The sequence below is a fragment of the Escherichia sp. MOD1-EC6842 genome, assembly GCF_002965705.1.
Classification (GTDB): Bacteria; Pseudomonadota; Gammaproteobacteria; order Enterobacterales; family Enterobacteriaceae; genus Escherichia; species Escherichia ruysiae.
The window spans coordinates 124,934-143,165 of the sequence record NZ_PTRF01000004.1 but is presented as its reverse complement, the minus strand read 5'-3'; the positions used below and the strand labels follow the sequence as shown (position 1 = coordinate 143,165).

Genomic DNA, 18,232 nt, shown 5'->3' with positions numbered 1-18,232 from the left:
AGACGAGGTATAAAGAATATTCTATAGCGCCCTGGTGAGAGTCACCAGTTTTCTGATCTTGATAAAATGGAGTTTTACATGAAGGCTTTCAACAAGCTGTTTTCCCTCGTTGTTGCATCTGTTCTGGTTTTCTCTCTCGCTGGCTGTGGTGACAAAGAAGAATCAAAGAAATTTAGTGCCAATCTGAACGGTACTGAAATTGCCATTACCTATGTCTACAAAGGCGACAAGGTGCTTAAGCAATCTTCAGAAACCAAAATTCAGTTTGCAACCATCGGTGCAGCTAACAAAGAAGAGGCGGCTAAAAAGCTTGAGCCGTTAAGTGCAAAATATAAAAACATTGCTGGCGTTGAAGAAAAACTAACCTTTACTGATACTTACGCGCAGGAAAACGTGACTATCGATATGGAAAAAGTTGATTTTAAAGCCCTGCAGGGTATTTCCGGCATTAACATTTCTGCTGACGATGCCAAAAAAGGTATCACTATGGCGCAAATGGAACTGGTGATGAAAGCCGCTGGCTTTAAAGAAGTGAAATAATCTGCCGGAGGCCATGCTCTCTGCATGGCCTCCAGACCGGTCTTAGTTTTTCTTCACATGCTGGCGCGCAGCCAGTCCACGCAGAAAATAACGCAAGAATTGATCGCCGCATTCGCGGAAGTTTTTATGATCCGGTGCGCGCATCATCGCAGTAATTTCCGGCATAGAAACGCGGAACTGCTGTTCGGTGAGGATCGCCAGGATGTCATCGGTTTTCAGTGAAAACGCGATGCGCAATTTTTTCAGCACAATATTGTTATTAATACGACGTTCCGGCTCCAGTGCCGGTGCAGACTCATCCCTGCCGCGTTTTTCGTAAATCAGACCATTCAGGAATGAGGACAAAATAATGTCCGGACAACGTTGAAAACCTTCTTCATCTTCTTTACGCAACCAGATGGCAATCTGTTCGGCAGTGGTTTCGACATTGCCCAGCGCCAGAATGCGCACCAGGTCGTTATTATTGGCTTTTAAAATGTAGCGCACGCTGCGCAGAATATCATTACTTAGCATGAGGCCTTCAGGTGTTGATGAGGCAAAAAGCCATTTTAGCAGTCTTTTACAGGCCAATCGCCTCTTTTAAGCTTTTCAGATAACGGCGGCTGACCGGCACGGTTAAGCCATTACGCAAAATCAACTCGGCCTGACCATTATCTTCCAGGCGAATCTCCTGCAAATGCGCGAGGTTAACCAGATACTGACGATGGCAGCGTAGTAGTGGTGTACGACTCTCCAGGGTGCGTAATGTCAGTTCAGTAAAGCCCTCTTTCCCTTCGTGACTGGTGACGTAAACACCGCTCATCCTACTGCTGACAAACGCTACATCTTTCATTTGCAGTAAATAAATCCGACTGTGCCCCGTACAAGGAATAAATTTCAGCGCCTGCTGATTTTCCGGTAACAGCGAAACATCCTGCTTGCTCCGCTCCTGACGCAGACGAGCCAGCGTTTTCTCCAGCCGCGCTTCATCAATCGGCTTCAGCAGATAATCAAAGGCATGTTCTTCAAAGGCTTTAATGGCGTATTCGTCAAACGCGGTGAGAAAAACGATATACGGACGATGTTCCGGGTCGAGCATCCCCACCATTTCCAGACCGCTGATGCGTGGCATCTGAATGTCGAGAAACAGCACATCCGGGCGCAGTTTATGCACCGCGCCAATCCCTTCCACGGCGTTTGAGCACTCGCCGACAATTTCAATATCGCTCTGCTCCTGCAAAAATACGCGCAGGTTTTCCCGTGCTAACGGTTCATCATCGACAATTAAGACTTTAATCATGCCTCGTCCCTCCATGGCAGTCGTAACGTTATTCGGGTGTAACTATCAGGCTCACAGGCGACGCTTATCCCATAGTCATCGCCAAACCGCTCACGTAAACGCTTATCCACCAGATTCATCCCCAGCCCACTGGCATTGGTTGCCGGTTGATACAAACCGGCATTGTCTTCGATCTCCAGCATCAAATGTTGCCCTTCACGCCTTGCGCTAATTGCCACTCGCCCTGTATCCAGCAGTTGTGAGGTTCCATGTTTAATAGCGTTTTCCACTATTGGTTGCAGGGTAAACGCGGGCAACTGCTGCCGGGATAATTCCTCCGGAATAGCAATGTTGACCTGCAACCGTGACTGGAAACGCGCCTTTTCAATTTGCAGATAAGCATTCACGTGTTCAATTTCGTCGGCGAGAGTAACAAACTCCGAAGGCCGCTTTAAGTTTTTGCGGAAAAAAGTGGAAAGATACTGCACCAGTTGGCTGGCCTGTTCGCTGTCGCGGCGGATAACGGCTTTAATGGTGTTAAGCGCATTGAACAGGAAATGGGGATTCACCTGGGCGTGAAGCAGTTTAATTTCTGACTGCGTGAGCATCGCTTTTTGCCGCTCATATTGCCCGGCGAGGATCTGCGCCGAAAGCAATTGCGCAATCCCTTCCCCCAGCGTGCGGTTGATTGAGCTGAACAAACGGTTTTTCGCTTCATACAATTTGATGGTGCCCATCACCCGCTGATTCTCACCACGCAACGGAATTACCAGCGTCGAACCCAGTTTGCATTGCGGATGCAAAGAGCAACGGTAAGGCACTTCGTTGCCATCAGCGTAGACCACTTCACCGGTTTCAATCGCTTTTAAGGTGTAAGTCGAAGAAATCGGTTTGCCGGGTAAATGGTGATCGTCACCAATTCCGGTAAAGGCCAGCAATTTCTCTCGATCGGTAATCGCGACTGCACCAATATCCAGCTCCTGATACAGCACCTGTGCCACTTTCATGCTGTTCACTTCGTTAAAACCCTGGCGCAAAATGCCTTCCGTCGAGGCCGCGACTTTCAGCGCGGTGGCAGAAAAAGCCGAAGTGTATTTTTCAAACATCGCGCGTTTATCCAGCAATATACGCATAAACAGCGCCGCGCCGACGGTATTGGTGACCATCATTGGCGCAGCAATATTACTCACCAGACGCACCGCATCTTCATAAGGTCGGGCAATCGCCAGGATGATCAACATTTGCACCATTTCAGCGACGAACGTGACTGCACCGGCGGTAATGGGGTTAAAGACTTTATCAGTGCGCCCGCGACGGATCAGGATGCTGTGTACCAGGCCGCCGAGCAATCCTTCGACGATGGTCGAAATCATGCAGCTTAGCGCAGTCATGCCCCCCATTGAGTATCGATGTAACCCGCCGGTCAAACCAACCAGTCCTCCAACGACCGGACCGCCGAGTAAGCCGCCCATCACCGCGCCAATCGCCCGCGTATTAGCAATCGAATCGTCGATGTGCAACCCGAACCAGGTGCCCATAATGCAGAAAATGGAAAAGACGATGTAGCAGAGAAATTTATGCGGCAGACGAACCGTGACCTGCATTAATGGTATGAATAATGGCGTTTTACTCATTAACCACGCAATGACTAAAAAAACGCACATCTGCTGAAGCAGCAGCAACACCAGATTAAAATCGTACATACCCGCAAACCACACTTCCCTTTAAAACGCGTAACATACATTGCCTGCGTTTAACTTTCTTTGAACTCTTGCAGAAAAATGAGAATTCGTGAGTACGATCACTCAAAATCACCTGGCAAAAATAAAATCACCCTAACGATGAACTAAAAACGGACAAAACTACCTGGTTCGCAAATCTGCGTCTAAAGTTAAACCGGGACCTCGCGAGCAAGGGTGAGAGGATGGCGCTTTACACAATTGGTGAAGTGGCGTTGCTTTGTGATATCAATCCTGTCACGTTACGCGCGTGGCAGAGGCGTTACGGATTGTTGAAACCGCAGCGCACAGACGGCGGTCATCGCCTGTTCAACGATGCCGATATCGACCGGATCCGCGAGATCAAACGCTGGATCGATAACGGTGTGCAGGTCAGCAAAGTTAAAATGCTACTCAGTAATGAGAATGTTGATGTGCAAAACGGCTGGCGCGATCAGCAAGAAACTCTGCTTAATTACCTGCAAAGTGGCAATCTACAAAGTCTGCGAATGTGGATCAAAGAACGTGGTCAGGATTACCCCGCCCAGACGCTCACCACACATCTGTTCATTCCTCTGCGCCGACGTCTTCAGTGTCAGCAACCAACTCTCCAGGCGTTACTGGCGATCCTCGACGGTGTACTGATCAACTACATCGCCATTTGTCTGGCTTCGGCACGTAAAAAACAGGGTAAAGATGCGCTGGTGGTTGGCTGGAATATTCAGGATACCACGCGGCTGTGGCTGGAGGGTTGGATTGCCAGCCAGCAAGGATGGCGCATTGATGTCCTCGCCCATTCCCTCAACCAGCTCCGCCCGGAACTGTTTGAAGGCCGCACGCTATTGGTGTGGTGCGGTGAAAACCAGTCTCCCGCCCAGCAGCAGCAGCTCACCAACTGGCAGGAACAAGGCCATGATATTTTCCCACTCGGCATTTAATGATTCGTTAACAAATGCGCTTTACTGTACAATCCTTTCGTTAACATAAGGAGTGCATTATGCGCATAGCGAAAATTGGGGTTATCACCCTGTTCCTGTTGATGGCGTTAGGCGGTATCGGTGGCGTCATGCTCGCAGGTTATACCTTTATTTTGCGTGCTGGCTGAGTAGCTGCACCAACCGTTCAAACAGGCGGTCTACGATGATCGCCGCCAGTGCCACCAGCAACGCCCCCTGAATCACATAAGCAGTGTTAAATCCGCTAAGTCCGATGATGATGGGCGTACCCAGCGTGCTGGCTCCTACCGTTGAGGCAATGGTCGCCGTACCAATATTGATAATCACTGAAGTCCGCACGCCAGCCAGAATCACTGGCGCTGCCAGCGGTAACTCCACTTTACGCAATCGCTGACTCCGGCTCATTCCCATCCCTTTGGCAACGTCTGTCACGCTGGCATCAATCGCTCCCAGTCCGGCAAGTGTCGCCTGTAAGATCGGTAATACGCCGTAAAGGATCAAAGCAATAATCGCCGGTTGCTGACCAAACCCCATCACCGGAACAGCAATCGCCAGCACAGCTACGGGCGGAAAAGTCTGCCCAACGGCGGCAATGGTTTCGACCATCGGGCGAAACTCCGCGCCCCACGGGCGAGTGACAGCAATTCCGGCACCAGTACCAATGATCACGGCAAACAAACTTGAGATCCCCACTAGCCAGAAATGAGCCAGCGCCAGGGCAGCAAAACTTTCCTGCTGATAAACAGGCCGAGGTAATTGTGGAAATAAAGTACCAAACAACGGCTGGCTATAGGGTAGCCAGAAAATCAGCCCCACAAACAGAGCAATAAGCCAGAACAGCGGATCGCGCATTATTTTCATACGATTACGCCTCCACCAGCAGATCCTGAAAATGTAATGTGCCGCAAGGTTTACCTTGATCGTCAACCACCGGCAACACTTCACAACCACGAGCGACAAACAATGAGAGCGCATCACGTAGCGTCATATCTTCTGCCAGCGCCTCACCTTCAGCGCGTTCGTTGCGGCGCACATAATCAGTCACACTACGTAACGAAAGCAGGCGCACACCCAGTTCACTATGCCCAAAAAACTGGCGCACAAAATCATTTTCCGGGCGAGTAAGCATCGTCAGCGGATTGCCCTGCTGCACCACTTCACCATGATCCATTAACACCAGATGTTCTGCCAGCCGTAGCGCCTCATCAATATCATGAGTGACCAGCACAATGGTACGCCCCAGCAAACGGTGAATGCGCGTCATCTCTTGTTGCAACGCGCCGCGCGTCACCGGATCCAGCGCGCCAAACGGTTCATCCATCAGCAAAACTTGCGGATCGGCAGCCAGCGCACGAGCAACGCCGACTCGCTGCTGCTGACCACCAGAAAGTTGATGTGGATAACGCTCGCGTAAATTCGCCTCCAGCCCCAACAGCGCCATTAATTCGTCGATACGATCGTCGATCCGCGCCCGCGACCATTTTTGTAATTGCGGCACGGTGGCGATGTTTTGCGCCACGCTCCAGTGGGGAAATAAACCTATCGACTGGATGGCGTATCCCATCCGGCGCCGCAACTCCAGCACTGGCAGCGAGCGAATTTCTTCTCCGGCAAAGCGGATCACTCCGCTGTCATGCTCCACCAGGCGATTAATCATTTTCAGGGTGGTGGATTTGCCGGAGCCAGATGTGCCAATCAGCACCGAAAAACTCCCTTCCTGAAAATTGAGATTGAGCTCGTTAACGGCTTTTTGTGCGCCGAACAGTTTGCTGACATGGCTAAATTCAATCATTACGTTTCACCTTCAGCAGTGCGATAAGCAAATCGAACAGCGCATCGGTAAGCACCGCCAGAACAATTACCGGGATCACCCCGAGCAACACTAAATCAATGGCGCTGCTTAGCAGCCCCTGGAAAACCAGCGCACCAAAACCGCCTGCGCCGATTAACGCCGCAATCACCGCCATACCTACAGTTTGCACCATCACCACCCGCAGGCTGCGCAGAAATACCGGTAACGCCAGCGGTAACTGCACATACCAAAAACGCTGCGTCCCGCTCATGCCCATCGCTGTGGCGCTCTCCTGCACGTCGCGCGGGATCTGATTCAAGCCCACTACCACGCCGCGCACTAACGGCAGTAACGCGTAGAGCACCAGCGCAATCAGTGCGGGTGTCATTCCGGTTCCTGCTATGCCGAGCGTCCCCAGCCACGGAAAGGCAGTCACCAGTCCGGCAAGCGGAGCAATCAGCAAACCAAAGAGCGCCACCGAAGGCACGGTCTGAATGACATTGAGCAGAGAAAAAATCGCCCCCTGCCGCGCAGTGGAAAAGTAGCACCAGATGCCCAACGGCACACCAATCACTAACGCAGGCAGCACCGCACCAAACAGCAACGTCAGATGCTGTGCCAGCGCGTCATCAAACACATCCTGACGGTTGGCGTATTCTTTCATTAGCGAGAGATCGTTAAGCGCGCCGGAGTACAGCAACCACAGCGGAATGATGGCAATCTGCATATGCAACAACCAGCGCCACAGCGGATGCGTGGAGATTCGGCGGATGGCATCACTACAGGCCAGCAATGCCAGCGCCACAGCCAACCAGAAACCACTGCCGAGGCTGGTACGCGCCAGCGCACTGCCATTTTGCGCCAGTTGTGTCGCCGCCTTTCCAGCTCCCCACACCAGCAATACGAAGACGAATTGCGCCAGAATGAGTGTAAAAATGCTGCCTTTTTTAGCGGGAATAAAACAGGCTGTCAGCCAGGCGCAACCAACGCCCACCAGCATCCAGATCGTTTGCGGCCACAGTTGCCAGAGATGACGCCCTTCACCCGAGACTAAACGATTAGGCGCGTAACTGATAAACGGCAGCGCCGCTGCGATTGCCGTCAGCAACAGCAGCAGCGCCAGAACAGGATTAATACGTAGATAAGTCACGAGAAATTACTTCGTCCACCCTTTTTGTTTCAGGTAGTCGGCAGCCACTTTTTTGGCATCCAGTCCTTCAACGGCAATGCTGGCATTCAGTTGCTGTAACGTCTTTTCATCGAGGCTGGCGAAAACAGGCTGTAACCACTGTGCCATTTGTGGATACTCCTTCAACACCGATTCACGCACCACTGGTGCAGGCGCGTAGATAGGTTGCACGCCTTGCGGATCGCTTAAGGTTTGCAGTCCCAGCGCCGCTACCGGGCCGTCAGTGCCGTAAGCCATCGCCGCATTAACGCCGGATGTTTGTTGGGCAGCGGCTTTAATGGTCACCGCCGTGTCGCCGCCTGCAAGTGACAGTAACTGATCCTGATCGAGTTTAAAGTCGTAAGCTTTTTCAAAAGCGGGTAACGCATCGGCGCGTTCAATAAACTCTGCGGAGGCCGCCAGTTTGAAGTTGCCCCCCTCTTTCAAATAACGACTGAGATCGGCAAGCGAAGTGAGTTTGTTTTTCTCTGCCACATCCTGACGCACGGCGATGGCCCAGGTGTTATTCGCAGGTGCGGGCGTCAGCCAGATTAACTTGTTTTGCTCTGCATCGAGTTTTTTGACTTTCTCGTAGCCCTGTCCGGCATTTTTCCACGCTGCATCGTTTTCATCTTTAAAGAAGAAAGCGCCATTGCCGGTATATTCCGGATAGATATCCAGCTCGCCAGAAGTAATCGCCCCGCGCACCACAGGAGTCGTTCCGAGTTGCACTTTATTGACCGTCGGTACGCCGTGGCTTTCGAGTACCTGCAAGATGATGTTGCCGAGTAGCGCGCCTTCGGTATCGATTTTTGAACCGACTTTAACGGGGGAAGCCGCGTGCAGCGGCAGGCTCACGGCTGCCAACAAAACCAGTGAACCTGCCCAGACCTTTGAGAGTGGCATGATGCTTTCCTCATTCTTTTACTGTTGTTTTCAGCGAATTAAGAGAAAAGCATAGTTGATAATGGCGGAGTTAGCCTGAGCGGACGGATTCAGTTGCAGAATCAGATAAATACTTAAAGGGCGCAAACGTCGCGCCCTTACTAAAGCATTACAGCAACTCAAACTCGCCTTTCTTAACGCGTGCGGAATCAGTGCCGATAAAGACATTGAACTTGCCAGGCTCGGCGTCATATTTCATCTGTTGATTCCAGAACTTCAGCGCCTCGATATCGATCGGGAAGCTGACGGTCTGAGTTTCGCCCGGTTTGAGGGTGATTTTCTCAAAACCTTTCAACTGCTTCACCGGACGGCTCATAGAAGCGGTCACATCCTGCAAATACATCTGAACCACCGTCGCCCCTTCGCGTTTGCCGGTATTCGTCACCTGCACGCTGGCGGTCACTTTGCCGTCACGCTTCATGGTCGGGGCAGAGAGTTTCACATCAGAGACGGTGAACGTGGTATAGCTCAGACCATAACCGAACGGGTACAGCGCCCCGTTAGCTTCATCAAAATAACGCGAAGTGTATTTGTTCGGCTTGTCGGCATTATACGGGCGACCGGTATTCAGATGGCTGTAGTACACAGGGATCTGCCCGACAGAACGCGGGAAGGACATCGGCAGCTTGCCGGACGGGTTGTAATCGCCAAACAATACATCGGCAATCGCATTCCCCCCTTCCGTACCCGCAAACCAGGTTTCCAGAATCGCGTCGGCCTGCTGATCTTCTTTCACCAGCGCCAGCGGACGACCGTTCATCAGCACCAGCACCAGCGGTTTACCGGTGGCTTTCAGCGCCGCAATCAAATCACGCTGACTTTGCGGGATGGTGATATCGGTACGGCTGGAGGCTTCGTGCGCCATCCCCTGAGCTTCACCGACCACAGCCACCACCACATCAGATTGTTTCGCGGTTTGCACCGCTTCATCAATCATCTCTTGCGGCGAGCGCGGATCGACTTTGACCGCTTCTTCATACTGATTCAGGAAATCGATAATGCCTTTGTCACTGGTAACGTTCGCCCCTTTGGCATACAGCACTTTACCGTTTTCACCGACGGCATTTTTAATCCCGGTCAGTACGGTCACGGATTGATCGGCAACACCGGCTGCGGACCAGCTGCCCATCACGTCACGTTTACTGTCCGCCAGTGGCCCAACCACCGCAATGGTGGCCGATTTTTTCAGCGGTAACGTTTCGAGACGGTTTTTCAGCAACACCAGGCTTTCACGCGCCACTTCACGCGCTTCTTTACGGTGCAGGCGGCTTTCGGCATTGGTATCCACCGGGTCAGACTCTTTCGGCCCCAAATGGCTGTATGGGTCGTTAAACAGCCCCATATCATATTTGACGTTCAGTACGTGACGCGCGGCATCGTCCAGCTCTGCCATCGTCACTTTGCCGGATTTGATCAACCCAGGCAGATACTTCGAGTAATACTCGTCGCTCATGCTCATGTTGATCCCGGATTTCAGCGCCACGCGCACCGCATCTTCCGGATCTGCCGCCGTACCGTGTTTAATCAGTTCTTTGATTGCGCCATGATCGGAAACGGTGATGCCTTTAAAGCCCCACTGATCGCGCAGCACATCTTTCAGCAGCCAGGAATCGGAGGTGGCTGGCGTGCCGTTCAGCGAGTTCAACGCCACCATCACCGCGCCGCTGCCTGCATCCAGCCCCGCTTTGTACGGCGGCATATAGTCATTAAACAGACGCTGCGGGCTCATATCGACGGTGTTGTACTCTTTACCACCTTCTACCGCGCCGTATGCAGCAAAGTGTTTGACGCTGGTCATCACCGAGTAGCGATCTGCCGGGCTTTTACCCTGCATCGCTTCCACCATGGTTTTACCCATGATTGAGGTTAGATACGTATCTTCGCCAAAACCTTCGGAAGCACGTCCCCAGCGCGGATCGCGCGAGACATCGACCATTGGCGCCCAGGTCATATTCAGGCCATCATCTGCCGCTTCATAAGCAGAGACGCGCCCTACTGTTTTCACCGCATCGAGGTTAAAAGAAGAGGCCAGGCCGAGGCTAATCGGGAAGACAGTGCGCTGACCGTGCAGCACATCATAGGCAAAGAAGAGAGGAATTTTCAGGCGGCTTAATTCCATCACCTGATCCTGCATGGCGCGGATATCCTGACGGGTTACGGTGTTGAAAATCGCCCCAACCTGCCCGTCTTTGATCATCTCGCGGATCGCCTCTTTCGGGTTATCCGGGCCGACGCTGATTAAGCGCAGTTGACCAATCTTCTCATCAACCGTCATTTTTTTGAGCAGTTCGGTGACGAACGCATCCCGCGCTTCGGGCGTTAATGGATGGTTACCGAACAAATCATCCGCCAGTGCTGGCTGTAAGGCCAGACTTACCGCGATACCTACTGAACATAGCCATTTCATGTGGATTTTTCTTCCTTTGTTGCCCGACGTGGCAGCGAAAATGGTGCAAAAACCGTAGTTTGCCATAAGCATGATGGAGAGAGAAAAAGAATGCTCAGTTTATTGTCTGAATTTTCAAAATATTCACTCGCTGAATTGTCATACAAGGCGCTATTCTAGTTTGTGATATTTTTTCGCCACCACAAGGAGTGGAAAATGTCTTCCATGACAACAACTGATAATAAAGCCTTTTTGAATGAACTTGCCCGTCTGGTCGGTCATTCACACCTGCTCACCGATCCCGCAAAAACGGCCCGCTATCGCAAGGGCTTCCGTTCTGGTCAGGGCGACGCGCTGGCTGTCGTTTTCCCTGGCTCACTACTGGAATTGTGGCGGGTGCTGAAAGCCTGCGTCACCGCCGACAAAATTATTCTGATGCAGGCCGCTAATACCGGTCTGACCGAAGGCTCGACGCCAAACGGTAACGACTATGATCGCGATATCGTGATCATCAGCACCCTGCGTCTCGACAAACTGCACGTTCTCGGCAAGGGCGAACAAGTGCTGGCATATCCGGGCACCACGCTCTATTCGCTGGAAAAAGCTCTCAAACCGCTGGGTCGCGAACCGCACTCGGTGATTGGTTCGTCGTGTATAGGTGCATCGGTCATCGGCGGTATCTGTAATAACTCCGGCGGCTCGCTGGTGCAGCGTGGCCCGGCATATACCGAAATGTCGTTATTCGCGCGCATAAATGAAGACGGCAAACTGACGCTGGTGAACCATCTGGGGATTGATCTGGGCGAAACACCAGAGCAGATCCTCAGCAAGCTGGATGACGATCGTATCAAAGAAGATGATGTTCGCCACGATGGTCGTCACGCCCACGATTATGATTATGTTCACCGCGTTAGGGATATTGAAGCCGACACACCCGCACGTTATAACGCCGACCCGGATCGCCTGTTTGAATCCTCCGGTTGCGCCGGAAAACTGGCAGTATTCGCGGTACGTCTTGATACCTTCGAAGCAGAAAAAAATCAGCAGGTGTTTTATATAGGCACCAATCAGCCGGAAGTGCTGACTGAAATCCGCCGCCATATTCTGGCTAATTTCGAAAATCTGCCGGTTGCAGGGGAATATATGCATCGGGATATCTACGATATCGCGGAAAAATATGGCAAAGACACCTTCCTGATGATTGATAAGTTAGGCACCGATAAGATGCCGTTCTTCTTTAATCTCAAGGGACGCACCGATGCGATGCTGGAGAAAGTGAAATTCTTCCGTCCGCATTTTACTGACCGTGCGATGCAAAAATTCGGTCACCTGTTCCCCAGCCATTTACCGCCGCGCATGAAAAACTGGCGCGATAAATACGAGCATCATCTGCTGTTAAAAATGGCGGGCGATGGCGTTGGTGAAGCCAAATCGTGGCTGGTGGATTATTTCAAACAGGCCGAGGGCGATTTCTTTGTCTGTACGCCGGAGGAAGGCAGCAAAGCGTTTTTACACCGTTTCGCCGCTGCGGGCGCAGCAATTCGTTATCAGGCGGTGCATTCCGATGAAGTCGAAGACATTCTGGCGCTGGATATCGCTCTGCGGCGTAACGACACCGAGTGGTATGAACATTTACCGCCGGAGATCGACAGCCAGCTGGTGCACAAGCTCTATTACGGCCATTTTATGTGCTATGTCTTCCATCAGGATTACATCGTTAAAAAAGGCGTGGATGTGCATGCGTTGAAAGAACAGATGCTGGAACTGCTACAGCAGCGCGGCGCGCAATACCCTGCCGAACATAACGTCGGTCATTTGTATAAAGCACCGGAGACGTTGCAGAAGTTTTATCGCGAGAACGATCCGACCAACAGTATGAATCCGGGGATCGGTAAAACCAGTAAGCGGAAAAACTGGCAGGAAGCAGAGTAAATATAGCCGGATGCCTGATGCAGATGTAGGCCTGATAAGATGCGCCAGCATCGCATCAGGCACAGGCACCGAATGCCGGATGCGGCCTACAGACGCATCACGTTTGTAGGCCTGATAAAATGCGCAAGCGTCGCATCAGGCATCGTGCCCGAATGCCGGATGCGGCGTAAACGCCTGCTCCTGCCTACAGGCAAGCAAACTTAATCGTTCTGTGCCGTCTGCCCCGCCGCCGCCATCTGAGCGGCTTTTTGTTTTTTATAGCTCAACGCCGCAGCCGGAACAGGCATCACTTTACCGGTCTCAATCCAGGTACGCAGGCGGCTGGCATCGGCAAAATGGGTATATTTGCCAAATGCATCCATCACCACCAGCGCCACCGGTTTATTATTGATAACCGTGCGCATCACCAGGCAATGCCCTGCGGCATTGGTAAAACCGGTTTTGGTTAACTGAATATTCCAGTTATCGCGATAAACCAGATGGTTAGTATTGCGGAACGGCAGGGTGTACGTCGGATTAGAGAAGGTCGCCATATCTTCACGGGTGGTACTCAACTGACCGATCAACGGATATTGTTTGCTGGCAATCAGCAATTTGGTCAGGTCACGGGCCGTCGAAACGTTATGCACCGACAACCCGGTCGGTTCAACAAAGCGCGTGTTGTTCATTCCGAGCGACTTCGCTTTCGCATTCATCACTTTAATAAAAGCGTTATAACCACCAGGATAATGGTGCGCCAGGCTTGCCGCCGCGCGGTTTTCCGAAGACATCAGCGCCAACAACAGCATATCTTTACGGCTGATTTCGCTGTTCAGTCGCACGCGCGAATAGACCCCTTTCATCTCTGGCGTCTGGCTGATATCCACTTTCAGTTTTTCATCCAGCGGCAGTCGTGCGTCAAGCACCACCATTGCGGTCATTAATTTGGTGATTGACGCAATCGGACGCACCAGATCCGGGTGGTTCGAATAGATCACTTTGTTGGTATTCAGATCAACAATCATCGCACTACCGGAAGCGATTTCCGGCTGCGAAGCTGTGGTAGCGGCGGTCGTTTTCGCAACGGCCTGCGGTGCAAAAGGCACAGCCAGCATTAGAGCCAGGCTAAATAAAGAAACTCGAAATTTCGGCATGATGAGCATTCAGATAGTGGTTCACGCGCACGGGTTGCGCACCGCCGGAGTAAGGATTTACTGAGGCTAGCGACGCCATCATAACGAGCAAAAAGTGCGATCGTCAAAGGAGAATCGTGAGGAAATGCTGCATTGCTGACATTTACGCCAGCAATGCAACGCAAAAGAACTTTCTAGAACAGCCGATAACCGTACCCCCACAGAATAACGGTAATAGCGAGCAGCACTTCCAGCACCAGTACGCCAATCGCCAGCGTCGAACTGGAGAAACTAAGACCTTCCTCTTTGTTGATATTCAGGAAGCTCGGAATACCGAGATAAAGCAGATAGCCGGTGTAAAACAGCGCCACCGTGCCGACCAGCGCGCACAGCCAAACCAGCGGATAAAGCGCCACCAGGCCGCTTAAAAACAGCGGCGTTGCGACATATCCGGCAAAGACCATACAGTGCGCAAGCGATGGACGTTGCGGATATTTGCGCGCCATCCACCAGATGACTCGCCCCATCACCGCGACCCCTGCCAGCATAACGCCATAAAACAGGACAGCCAGCGCCAGTCCGGTAAACCAGGATAACTTCAGGATAGTGCCATCGCCAAAATTCCAGCCAATTTGCGTGGTGCCAATGAAGGCACAGATCACCGGAATCGCCGCCATCAGCAAAACGTGGTGGGTGTAGTGATGAGAAATCGTTTCGTTTTCACGATTAATCACCTGCATTTCACGATCGGGATGGGAAAACAGTCCCCAGACATGGCTCATACCGCCCCCTTTTTGTGAGTTGCTGAACCTGACAGTTCAAGTATAAGTCAGCTTGTGGTTATTTTTTGCCCTGTTGTGAAATTTGCGTCGCGTAATGAAACGCCTTTTTCTGCGCAAACAATTCACAGGGTGTATGCTTACAGGCAACCAAAGGGAGACAGACTGGCCTATGGATCTCAATACACTCATCTCACAATATGGTTATGCCGCGCTGGTGCTCGGCAGTCTGGCAGAGGGTGAAACCGTGACTTTGCTGGGAGGCGTTGCGGCACATCAGGGATTATTAAAATTCCCGCTGGTGGTTCTTTCTGTGGCGCTTGGCGGCATGATTGGCGACCAGGTGCTTTATCTGTGCGGACGGCGGTTTGGCGGCAAGCTGTTGCGTCGTATCTCAAAGCATCAGGATAAAATTGAGCGGGCACAGAAACTGATCCAGCGCCATCCGTATCTGTTTGTTATTGGCACGCGTTTTATGTATGGCTTTCGGGTCATTGGCCCGACGCTGATTGGTGCCAGCCAGTTGCCACCGAAAATCTTTCTGCCGCTGAATATTCTCGGCGCATTTGCCTGGGCGTTGATTTTTACCACTATCGGTTACGCCGGTGGTCAGGTGATAGCGCCGTGGTTGCACAGTCTTGATCAGCATCTGAAACACTGGGTCTGGTTGATTCTGGTCGTGGTTCTGGTGGTTGGCGTGCGCTGGTGGCTGAAACGGCGCGGGAAGAAAAAGCCGAATAATCAGGCATAAAGCAGTTGCCCCAGATAAGTCGTTCGCGCCGCATCCGACACCGGGTGCACCATGCCTGATGCGACGCTGGCGCGTCTTATCATGCCTACAACATACCCATTGAAATATCCACATATCCCATTGCGCTACTCCGGTTTAAACTGCGGATTCGCCAGCATAAAACCGCCATCGACAATCAACGACTGCCCGGTGGTGTAATTTGCGCCTTCGGAACATAGCCAGGCCACCAGACTGGCAATCTCATGCGTTGCGCCGAAACGCCGCAGGGGAATTGATGGCTCTGCATCGGGCTTCACGTCGCCGTCATCCATGCCGTTCATCGGCGTGGCGATGGCACCTGGCGCGACCGCATTCACCAGAATCTTATGCCTGACCAGTTCGAGCGCCATCGCTTTGGTTAACCCGCCGAGTGCATGTTTAGCGGCGGTGTAGGCGCTGGCATCCGGCAGCGGCGTATGTTCATGTACCGATGTAATGTTGATGATGCGACCACCTTGCCCCTGTTTCACCATCTGGCGGGCGGCAATTTGCGAGCATAAAAAAGCACCATCGACATCAACGGTAAAAATCTTGCGCCACTCATCAAAAGCCATATCAAGAAACGGCGCTTTGGTCATCGCTCCCGCGTTATTCACCAGCACATCAATACGCCCCAGTCGTTGAATGAGTTTCTCCAGCGCCTGCGCACCTTCTGGTAGATTGCCGAGATCCAGTTGCACCATCTCCGCACGGACGCCGTGGCTAACCACCTCACGCGCGGTTTCTTTTGCCCCTTCTTCATCAGAGTGCCACGTAATGCCAATATCAAAACCCTGCTGCGCCAGTAATAACGCGCATTCTTTGCCGATCCCCGAATCGGAGGCGGTAATTATCGCGACCTGTGCCATAGAGTTCTCCACTTAACGCTGAATAAACGTTAAGTATAGAAGGCGCATATCATCAGCGTTTGTAGCCCCCACCCAGCGCGCCGGTGAGTTGAACAGAGGCATCCAGCCACTGCCCCTGCAAGAGCAGACCGTTCGCCCGCTCACGCAGCGCCGGGATTCTTGCCTCGCTGACGCGGGAACCAGCAATGATGCCCGCGTTAAAACGCGCCTGCGCCAGACCAACGACTCGCAGGGCATCGCGCTCAATTTGCGCCTGATGCTGGTTTTTCTCCGCCAGTGTCTGAACCTGACTGGCTGCCCGCGCCACGTCATTTACCGCTTCAACCACCGCTTTGTTGTAGCTGGCGATAGACAAGTTGCTTTCGGCTTTCGCGATATCGAGGTTGGCGTTAAGACGGCCGCTATCGAAAATGGGTAGCGTCAGGCCTGCCGTAACGCCCATTTGCTGCGCGGAATGGCGGAACAGATCGCTTAAGTGCAATGCATCTTGTTGCAGGAAGGCCATCAGGTTTATGTCGGGGTAAAAGGCCGCTTTTGCCGCGTCGATGCTGCTTAAGGATGATTCAACGTACCAGTGCGCCGCCTGCAAATCGGCACGGCGTGCCAGCAAGGAATAACCCAGTTCATCAGGAAGCTGACTTGTCACTTCAGGCAGCACGACCGGATGCAGCTTTAAGGCGCTCGTCTGGCTGTTAGTCAGCGCACTTAACCGCGCCTCAATAATTTTCATTTTTCCCGCCGCATCGTTGCGCTGCTGCCGGGTTTTACTGGCATTAATATCGGTTTCCACACCTTCAACCGAAGAGGTAATTCCGTTTTGATACAACTGGCGATCGGTCGCGATAATGGTGTTCTGCTCTTTTTCGATTTGCTGCAAGACAGTATTTAACGCCGCCTGGGTTTGCCACTCCCAGTACAGACGTGCCACGCTGCCAGCCAGCAATTGGCGAGTTTGCTCGCGTTCCGCCACCCGTGCTTTAACCGTACCCAGGCGAGCAGTAACCTCCGCCCGATTCTTTCCCCAGATATCAAGATGCCAGCCCGCCGTTAAGCCCAAAGTACCGTTGGTGTACCACGGACCGGTCGTACCTGCCGCAGGATCGTTCAGAGCAAACGGCCCCATTAACCCTTCTGCCGACATTTTTTGCCGCTCCATATCCGCAGAAAAGTCGATCTGCGGACCATCCTGAGTGGCAACTGCCTTCGCCTGTGCTTCAGCCAGTTGAATGCGCTGTTCAGCCACCTGCATATCCGGTGCGTTCTGTAGTGCATTGTTAATTAATGAAGTGAGTTGATTATCGTGATATTCCAGCCACCACTGACTGTCTGGCCAACCATTCTTCAGCGCCATGGGTAATGCGGTGTCAACTTGTGCAGCGGGCGTTTGCTGGCTTAACGCCTGGCGGGTTTCGTGCACAGGCGCACATCCGGCCAGCATAAGCAACAGCGGAAAACAGGCGATAGCTGGATAAAAGGGATCACGATTCATGGGGAATAATCAGGTAAGAAATGGTGCGCGGAGATTACCGTGTGTTGCGATATATTTTTTAGTTTCGCGTGGCAATACATCACTGGCAATAAAACGACATATCCAGAAAAATATACAGTAAGTAAATGATATTCTCCGATTTATCTTAATCGGTTATGAATAACGGCAAAGGGTTTTATTTTTTCCTATACTTACTCAGCACTCACAAATAAAGGAACGCCAATGAAAATTATACTCTGGGCTGTATTGATTATTTTCCTGATTGGGCTACTGGTGGTGACTGGCGTATTTAAGATGATATTTTAAAATATCAGATAAACCAGATATGACATATAGGTAGTCAGGTTAGTCATTAGATGTTTTGTGTACTTGATTTACAAACAGCTCCGGTGTTGGTGGCGTCAAAATCGCCGAGGCGTTCCCTGGAGGCCGGGGCAGCCCACATGGATGTGGGCTGAGGGCGCGTCTTACAGGGATGTTACCTCGCGCCCGACCCGGTAGCCGTAAGGGATAAGCCGA

At 52.1% G+C, this 18,232-nt stretch carries 18 protein-coding genes; 6 read left to right on the top strand and 12 right to left on the bottom strand.

Annotated features, from left to right (window positions below; all coding sequences use genetic code 11):
• Nucleotides 1-78 precede the first annotated feature (78 nt).
• Nucleotides 79-540 (top strand): YehR family lipoprotein, encoded by a 462-nt coding sequence (locus A7Z29_RS06505; protein WP_010347181.1) that lies wholly within the window; start codon nt 79-81, stop codon nt 538-540.
• Between the two features lie 42 nt (nt 541-582).
• Here the strand turns inward: A7Z29_RS06505 and A7Z29_RS06500 are convergent, their stop codons facing one another.
• The 3 genes from A7Z29_RS06500 to btsS are packed head-to-tail and all read right to left on the bottom strand — an operon-like array spanning nt 583 to nt 3,501.
• The gene (locus tag A7Z29_RS06500; RefSeq protein WP_010347183.1) at nt 583-1,053 is read right to left on the bottom strand and encodes a YehS family protein; all 471 of its coding nucleotides are present in this window, start codon (nt 1,051-1,053) and stop codon (nt 583-585) included.
• A 46-nt stretch (nt 1,054-1,099) separates the two neighbouring features.
• A complete protein-coding gene (gene btsR / locus A7Z29_RS06495) occupies nt 1,100-1,819 on the bottom strand; it encodes a two-component system response regulator BtsR (RefSeq protein WP_000598641.1) in 720 nt (239 codons plus the stop codon).
• Complete coding sequence (gene btsS, locus A7Z29_RS06490; RefSeq protein WP_010347186.1) at nt 1,816-3,501, bottom strand: two-component regulatory system sensor histidine kinase BtsS; 1,686 nt, start codon at nt 3,499-3,501, stop codon at nt 1,816-1,818. Before btsS ends, btsR begins: the two co-directional genes overlap by 4 nt.
• A 221-nt stretch (nt 3,502-3,722) precedes the next feature.
• Between btsS and mlrA the strand changes: the two genes are divergently transcribed.
• Both mlrA and A7Z29_RS06480 read left to right on the top strand, forming a co-directional pair.
• On the top strand, nt 3,723-4,454 hold the full coding sequence (mlrA, locus tag A7Z29_RS06485; RefSeq protein ID WP_001240389.1) for an HTH-type transcriptional regulator MlrA: 732 nt from the start codon (nt 3,723-3,725) through the stop codon (nt 4,452-4,454).
• 59 nt (nt 4,455-4,513) lie between these two features.
• Entirely contained in the window at nt 4,514-4,621 is a 108-nt protein-coding gene (locus tag A7Z29_RS06480) for a protein YohO (protein ID WP_001216965.1), read from the top strand.
• On the opposite strand, the gene yehW is transcribed toward A7Z29_RS06480, so the two are convergent.
• From yehW to bglX, 5 genes are all read right to left on the bottom strand, one after another.
• Nucleotides 4,602-5,333, bottom strand: coding sequence for a glycine betaine ABC transporter permease YehW (yehW, locus tag A7Z29_RS06475; RefSeq protein WP_105289964.1), 732 nt, complete (start codon nt 5,331-5,333; stop codon nt 4,602-4,604). The genes A7Z29_RS06480 and yehW overlap by 20 nt on opposite strands.
• 4 nt (nt 5,334-5,337) lie before the next feature.
• Entirely contained in the window at nt 5,338-6,264 is a 927-nt protein-coding gene (gene yehX, locus A7Z29_RS06470) for a glycine betaine ABC transporter ATP binding protein YehX (protein ID WP_105289963.1), read from the bottom strand.
• Nucleotides 6,257-7,414, bottom strand: coding sequence for a glycine betaine ABC transporter permease YehY (gene yehY / locus A7Z29_RS06465; protein ID WP_105289962.1), 1,158 nt, complete (start codon nt 7,412-7,414; stop codon nt 6,257-6,259). The genes yehX and yehY overlap by 8 nt, the downstream gene beginning before the upstream one ends.
• Nucleotides 7,415-7,420: 6 nt before the next feature.
• Nucleotides 7,421-8,338: a glycine betaine ABC transporter substrate-binding protein OsmF gene (gene osmF / locus A7Z29_RS06460; protein WP_105289961.1), complete on the bottom strand. Its 918-nt coding sequence runs from the start codon at nt 8,336-8,338 to the stop codon at nt 7,421-7,423.
• A gap of 148 nt (nt 8,339-8,486) precedes the next feature.
• On the bottom strand, nt 8,487-10,784 hold the full coding sequence (gene bglX / locus A7Z29_RS06455; protein ID WP_000871482.1) for a beta-glucosidase BglX: 2,298 nt from the start codon (nt 10,782-10,784) through the stop codon (nt 8,487-8,489).
• A gap of 195 nt (nt 10,785-10,979) precedes the next feature.
• Here bglX and dld point away from each other — a divergent pair, with 195 nt between their 5' ends.
• Nucleotides 10,980-12,695 carry a D-lactate dehydrogenase gene (gene dld / locus A7Z29_RS06450; RefSeq protein WP_105289960.1) on the top strand — a complete coding sequence of 572 codons (1,716 nt, stop codon included), beginning with the start codon at nt 10,980-10,982 and terminating at the stop codon, nt 12,693-12,695.
• A gap of 200 nt (nt 12,696-12,895) precedes the next feature.
• On the opposite strand, the gene pbpG is transcribed toward dld, so the two are convergent.
• A complete protein-coding gene (pbpG, locus tag A7Z29_RS06445; protein WP_105289959.1) occupies nt 12,896-13,828 on the bottom strand; it encodes a D-alanyl-D-alanine endopeptidase in 933 nt (310 codons plus the stop codon).
• 173 nt (nt 13,829-14,001) lie between these two features.
• A complete protein-coding gene (locus A7Z29_RS06440) occupies nt 14,002-14,589 on the bottom strand; it encodes a Yip1 family protein (protein ID WP_000020073.1) in 588 nt (195 codons plus the stop codon).
• Nucleotides 14,590-14,758: 169 nt separating this feature from the next.
• On the opposite strand from A7Z29_RS06440, the gene A7Z29_RS06435 reads away from it, so the two are divergent.
• A complete protein-coding gene (locus A7Z29_RS06435) occupies nt 14,759-15,337 on the top strand; it encodes a DedA family protein (protein ID WP_032225676.1) in 579 nt (192 codons plus the stop codon).
• A gap of 125 nt (nt 15,338-15,462) precedes the next feature.
• Here A7Z29_RS06435 and A7Z29_RS06430 read toward each other — a convergent pair whose 3' ends face one another.
• Together A7Z29_RS06430 and mdtQ are read right to left on the bottom strand one after the other, a co-directional pair.
• Nucleotides 15,463-16,224, bottom strand: coding sequence for an SDR family oxidoreductase (locus A7Z29_RS06430; protein WP_032225677.1), 762 nt, complete (start codon nt 16,222-16,224; stop codon nt 15,463-15,465).
• Nucleotides 16,225-16,276: 52 nt separating this feature from the next.
• Nucleotides 16,277-17,713, bottom strand: a complete 1,437-nt coding sequence (mdtQ, locus tag A7Z29_RS06425; RefSeq protein WP_105289958.1) for a multidrug resistance outer membrane protein MdtQ — start codon at nt 17,711-17,713, stop codon at nt 16,277-16,279.
• Nucleotides 17,714-17,935: 222 nt separating this feature from the next.
• On the opposite strand from mdtQ, the gene yohP reads away from it, so the two are divergent.
• Nucleotides 17,936-18,019: a small membrane protein YohP gene (yohP, locus tag A7Z29_RS23640; RefSeq protein ID WP_000691708.1), complete on the top strand. Its 84-nt coding sequence runs from the start codon at nt 17,936-17,938 to the stop codon at nt 18,017-18,019.
• Nucleotides 18,020-18,232 lie beyond the last annotated feature (213 nt).

What these genes read in the sequence shown, in the direction of transcription:
- A7Z29_RS06505 (WP_010347181.1), top strand. Translation starts at nt 79, where the DNA reads ATGAAGGCTTTCAACAAGCTGTTTTCCCTCGTTGTTGCATCTGTTCTG.
- A7Z29_RS06500 (WP_010347183.1), bottom strand. Translation starts at nt 1,053, where the DNA reads ATGCTAAGTAATGATATTCTGCGCAGCGTGCGCTACATTTTAAAAGCC.
- btsR (WP_000598641.1), bottom strand. Translation starts at nt 1,819, where the DNA reads ATGATTAAAGTCTTAATTGTCGATGATGAACCGTTAGCACGGGAAAAC.
- btsS (WP_010347186.1), bottom strand. Translation starts at nt 3,501, where the DNA reads ATGTACGATTTTAATCTGGTGTTGCTGCTGCTTCAGCAGATGTGCGTT.
- mlrA (WP_001240389.1), top strand. Translation starts at nt 3,723, where the DNA reads ATGGCGCTTTACACAATTGGTGAAGTGGCGTTGCTTTGTGATATCAAT.
- A7Z29_RS06480 (WP_001216965.1), top strand. Translation starts at nt 4,514, where the DNA reads ATGCGCATAGCGAAAATTGGGGTTATCACCCTGTTCCTGTTGATGGCG.
- yehW (WP_105289964.1), bottom strand. Translation starts at nt 5,333, where the DNA reads ATGAAAATAATGCGCGATCCGCTGTTCTGGCTTATTGCTCTGTTTGTG.
- yehX (WP_105289963.1), bottom strand. Translation starts at nt 6,264, where the DNA reads ATGATTGAATTTAGCCATGTCAGCAAACTGTTCGGCGCACAAAAAGCC.
- osmF (WP_105289961.1), bottom strand. Translation starts at nt 8,338, where the DNA reads ATGCCACTCTCAAAGGTCTGGGCAGGTTCACTGGTTTTGTTGGCAGCC.
- bglX (WP_000871482.1), bottom strand. Translation starts at nt 10,784, where the DNA reads ATGAAATGGCTATGTTCAGTAGGTATCGCGGTAAGTCTGGCCTTACAG.
- dld (WP_105289960.1), top strand. Translation starts at nt 10,980, where the DNA reads ATGTCTTCCATGACAACAACTGATAATAAAGCCTTTTTGAATGAACTT.
- pbpG (WP_105289959.1), bottom strand. Translation starts at nt 13,828, where the DNA reads ATGCCGAAATTTCGAGTTTCTTTATTTAGCCTGGCTCTAATGCTGGCT.
- A7Z29_RS06440 (WP_000020073.1), bottom strand. Translation starts at nt 14,589, where the DNA reads ATGAGCCATGTCTGGGGACTGTTTTCCCATCCCGATCGTGAAATGCAG.
- A7Z29_RS06435 (WP_032225676.1), top strand. Translation starts at nt 14,759, where the DNA reads ATGGATCTCAATACACTCATCTCACAATATGGTTATGCCGCGCTGGTG.
- A7Z29_RS06430 (WP_032225677.1), bottom strand. Translation starts at nt 16,224, where the DNA reads ATGGCACAGGTCGCGATAATTACCGCCTCCGATTCGGGGATCGGCAAA.
- mdtQ (WP_105289958.1), bottom strand. Translation starts at nt 17,713, where the DNA reads ATGAATCGTGATCCCTTTTATCCAGCTATCGCCTGTTTTCCGCTGTTG.
- yohP (WP_000691708.1), top strand. Translation starts at nt 17,936, where the DNA reads ATGAAAATTATACTCTGGGCTGTATTGATTATTTTCCTGATTGGGCTA.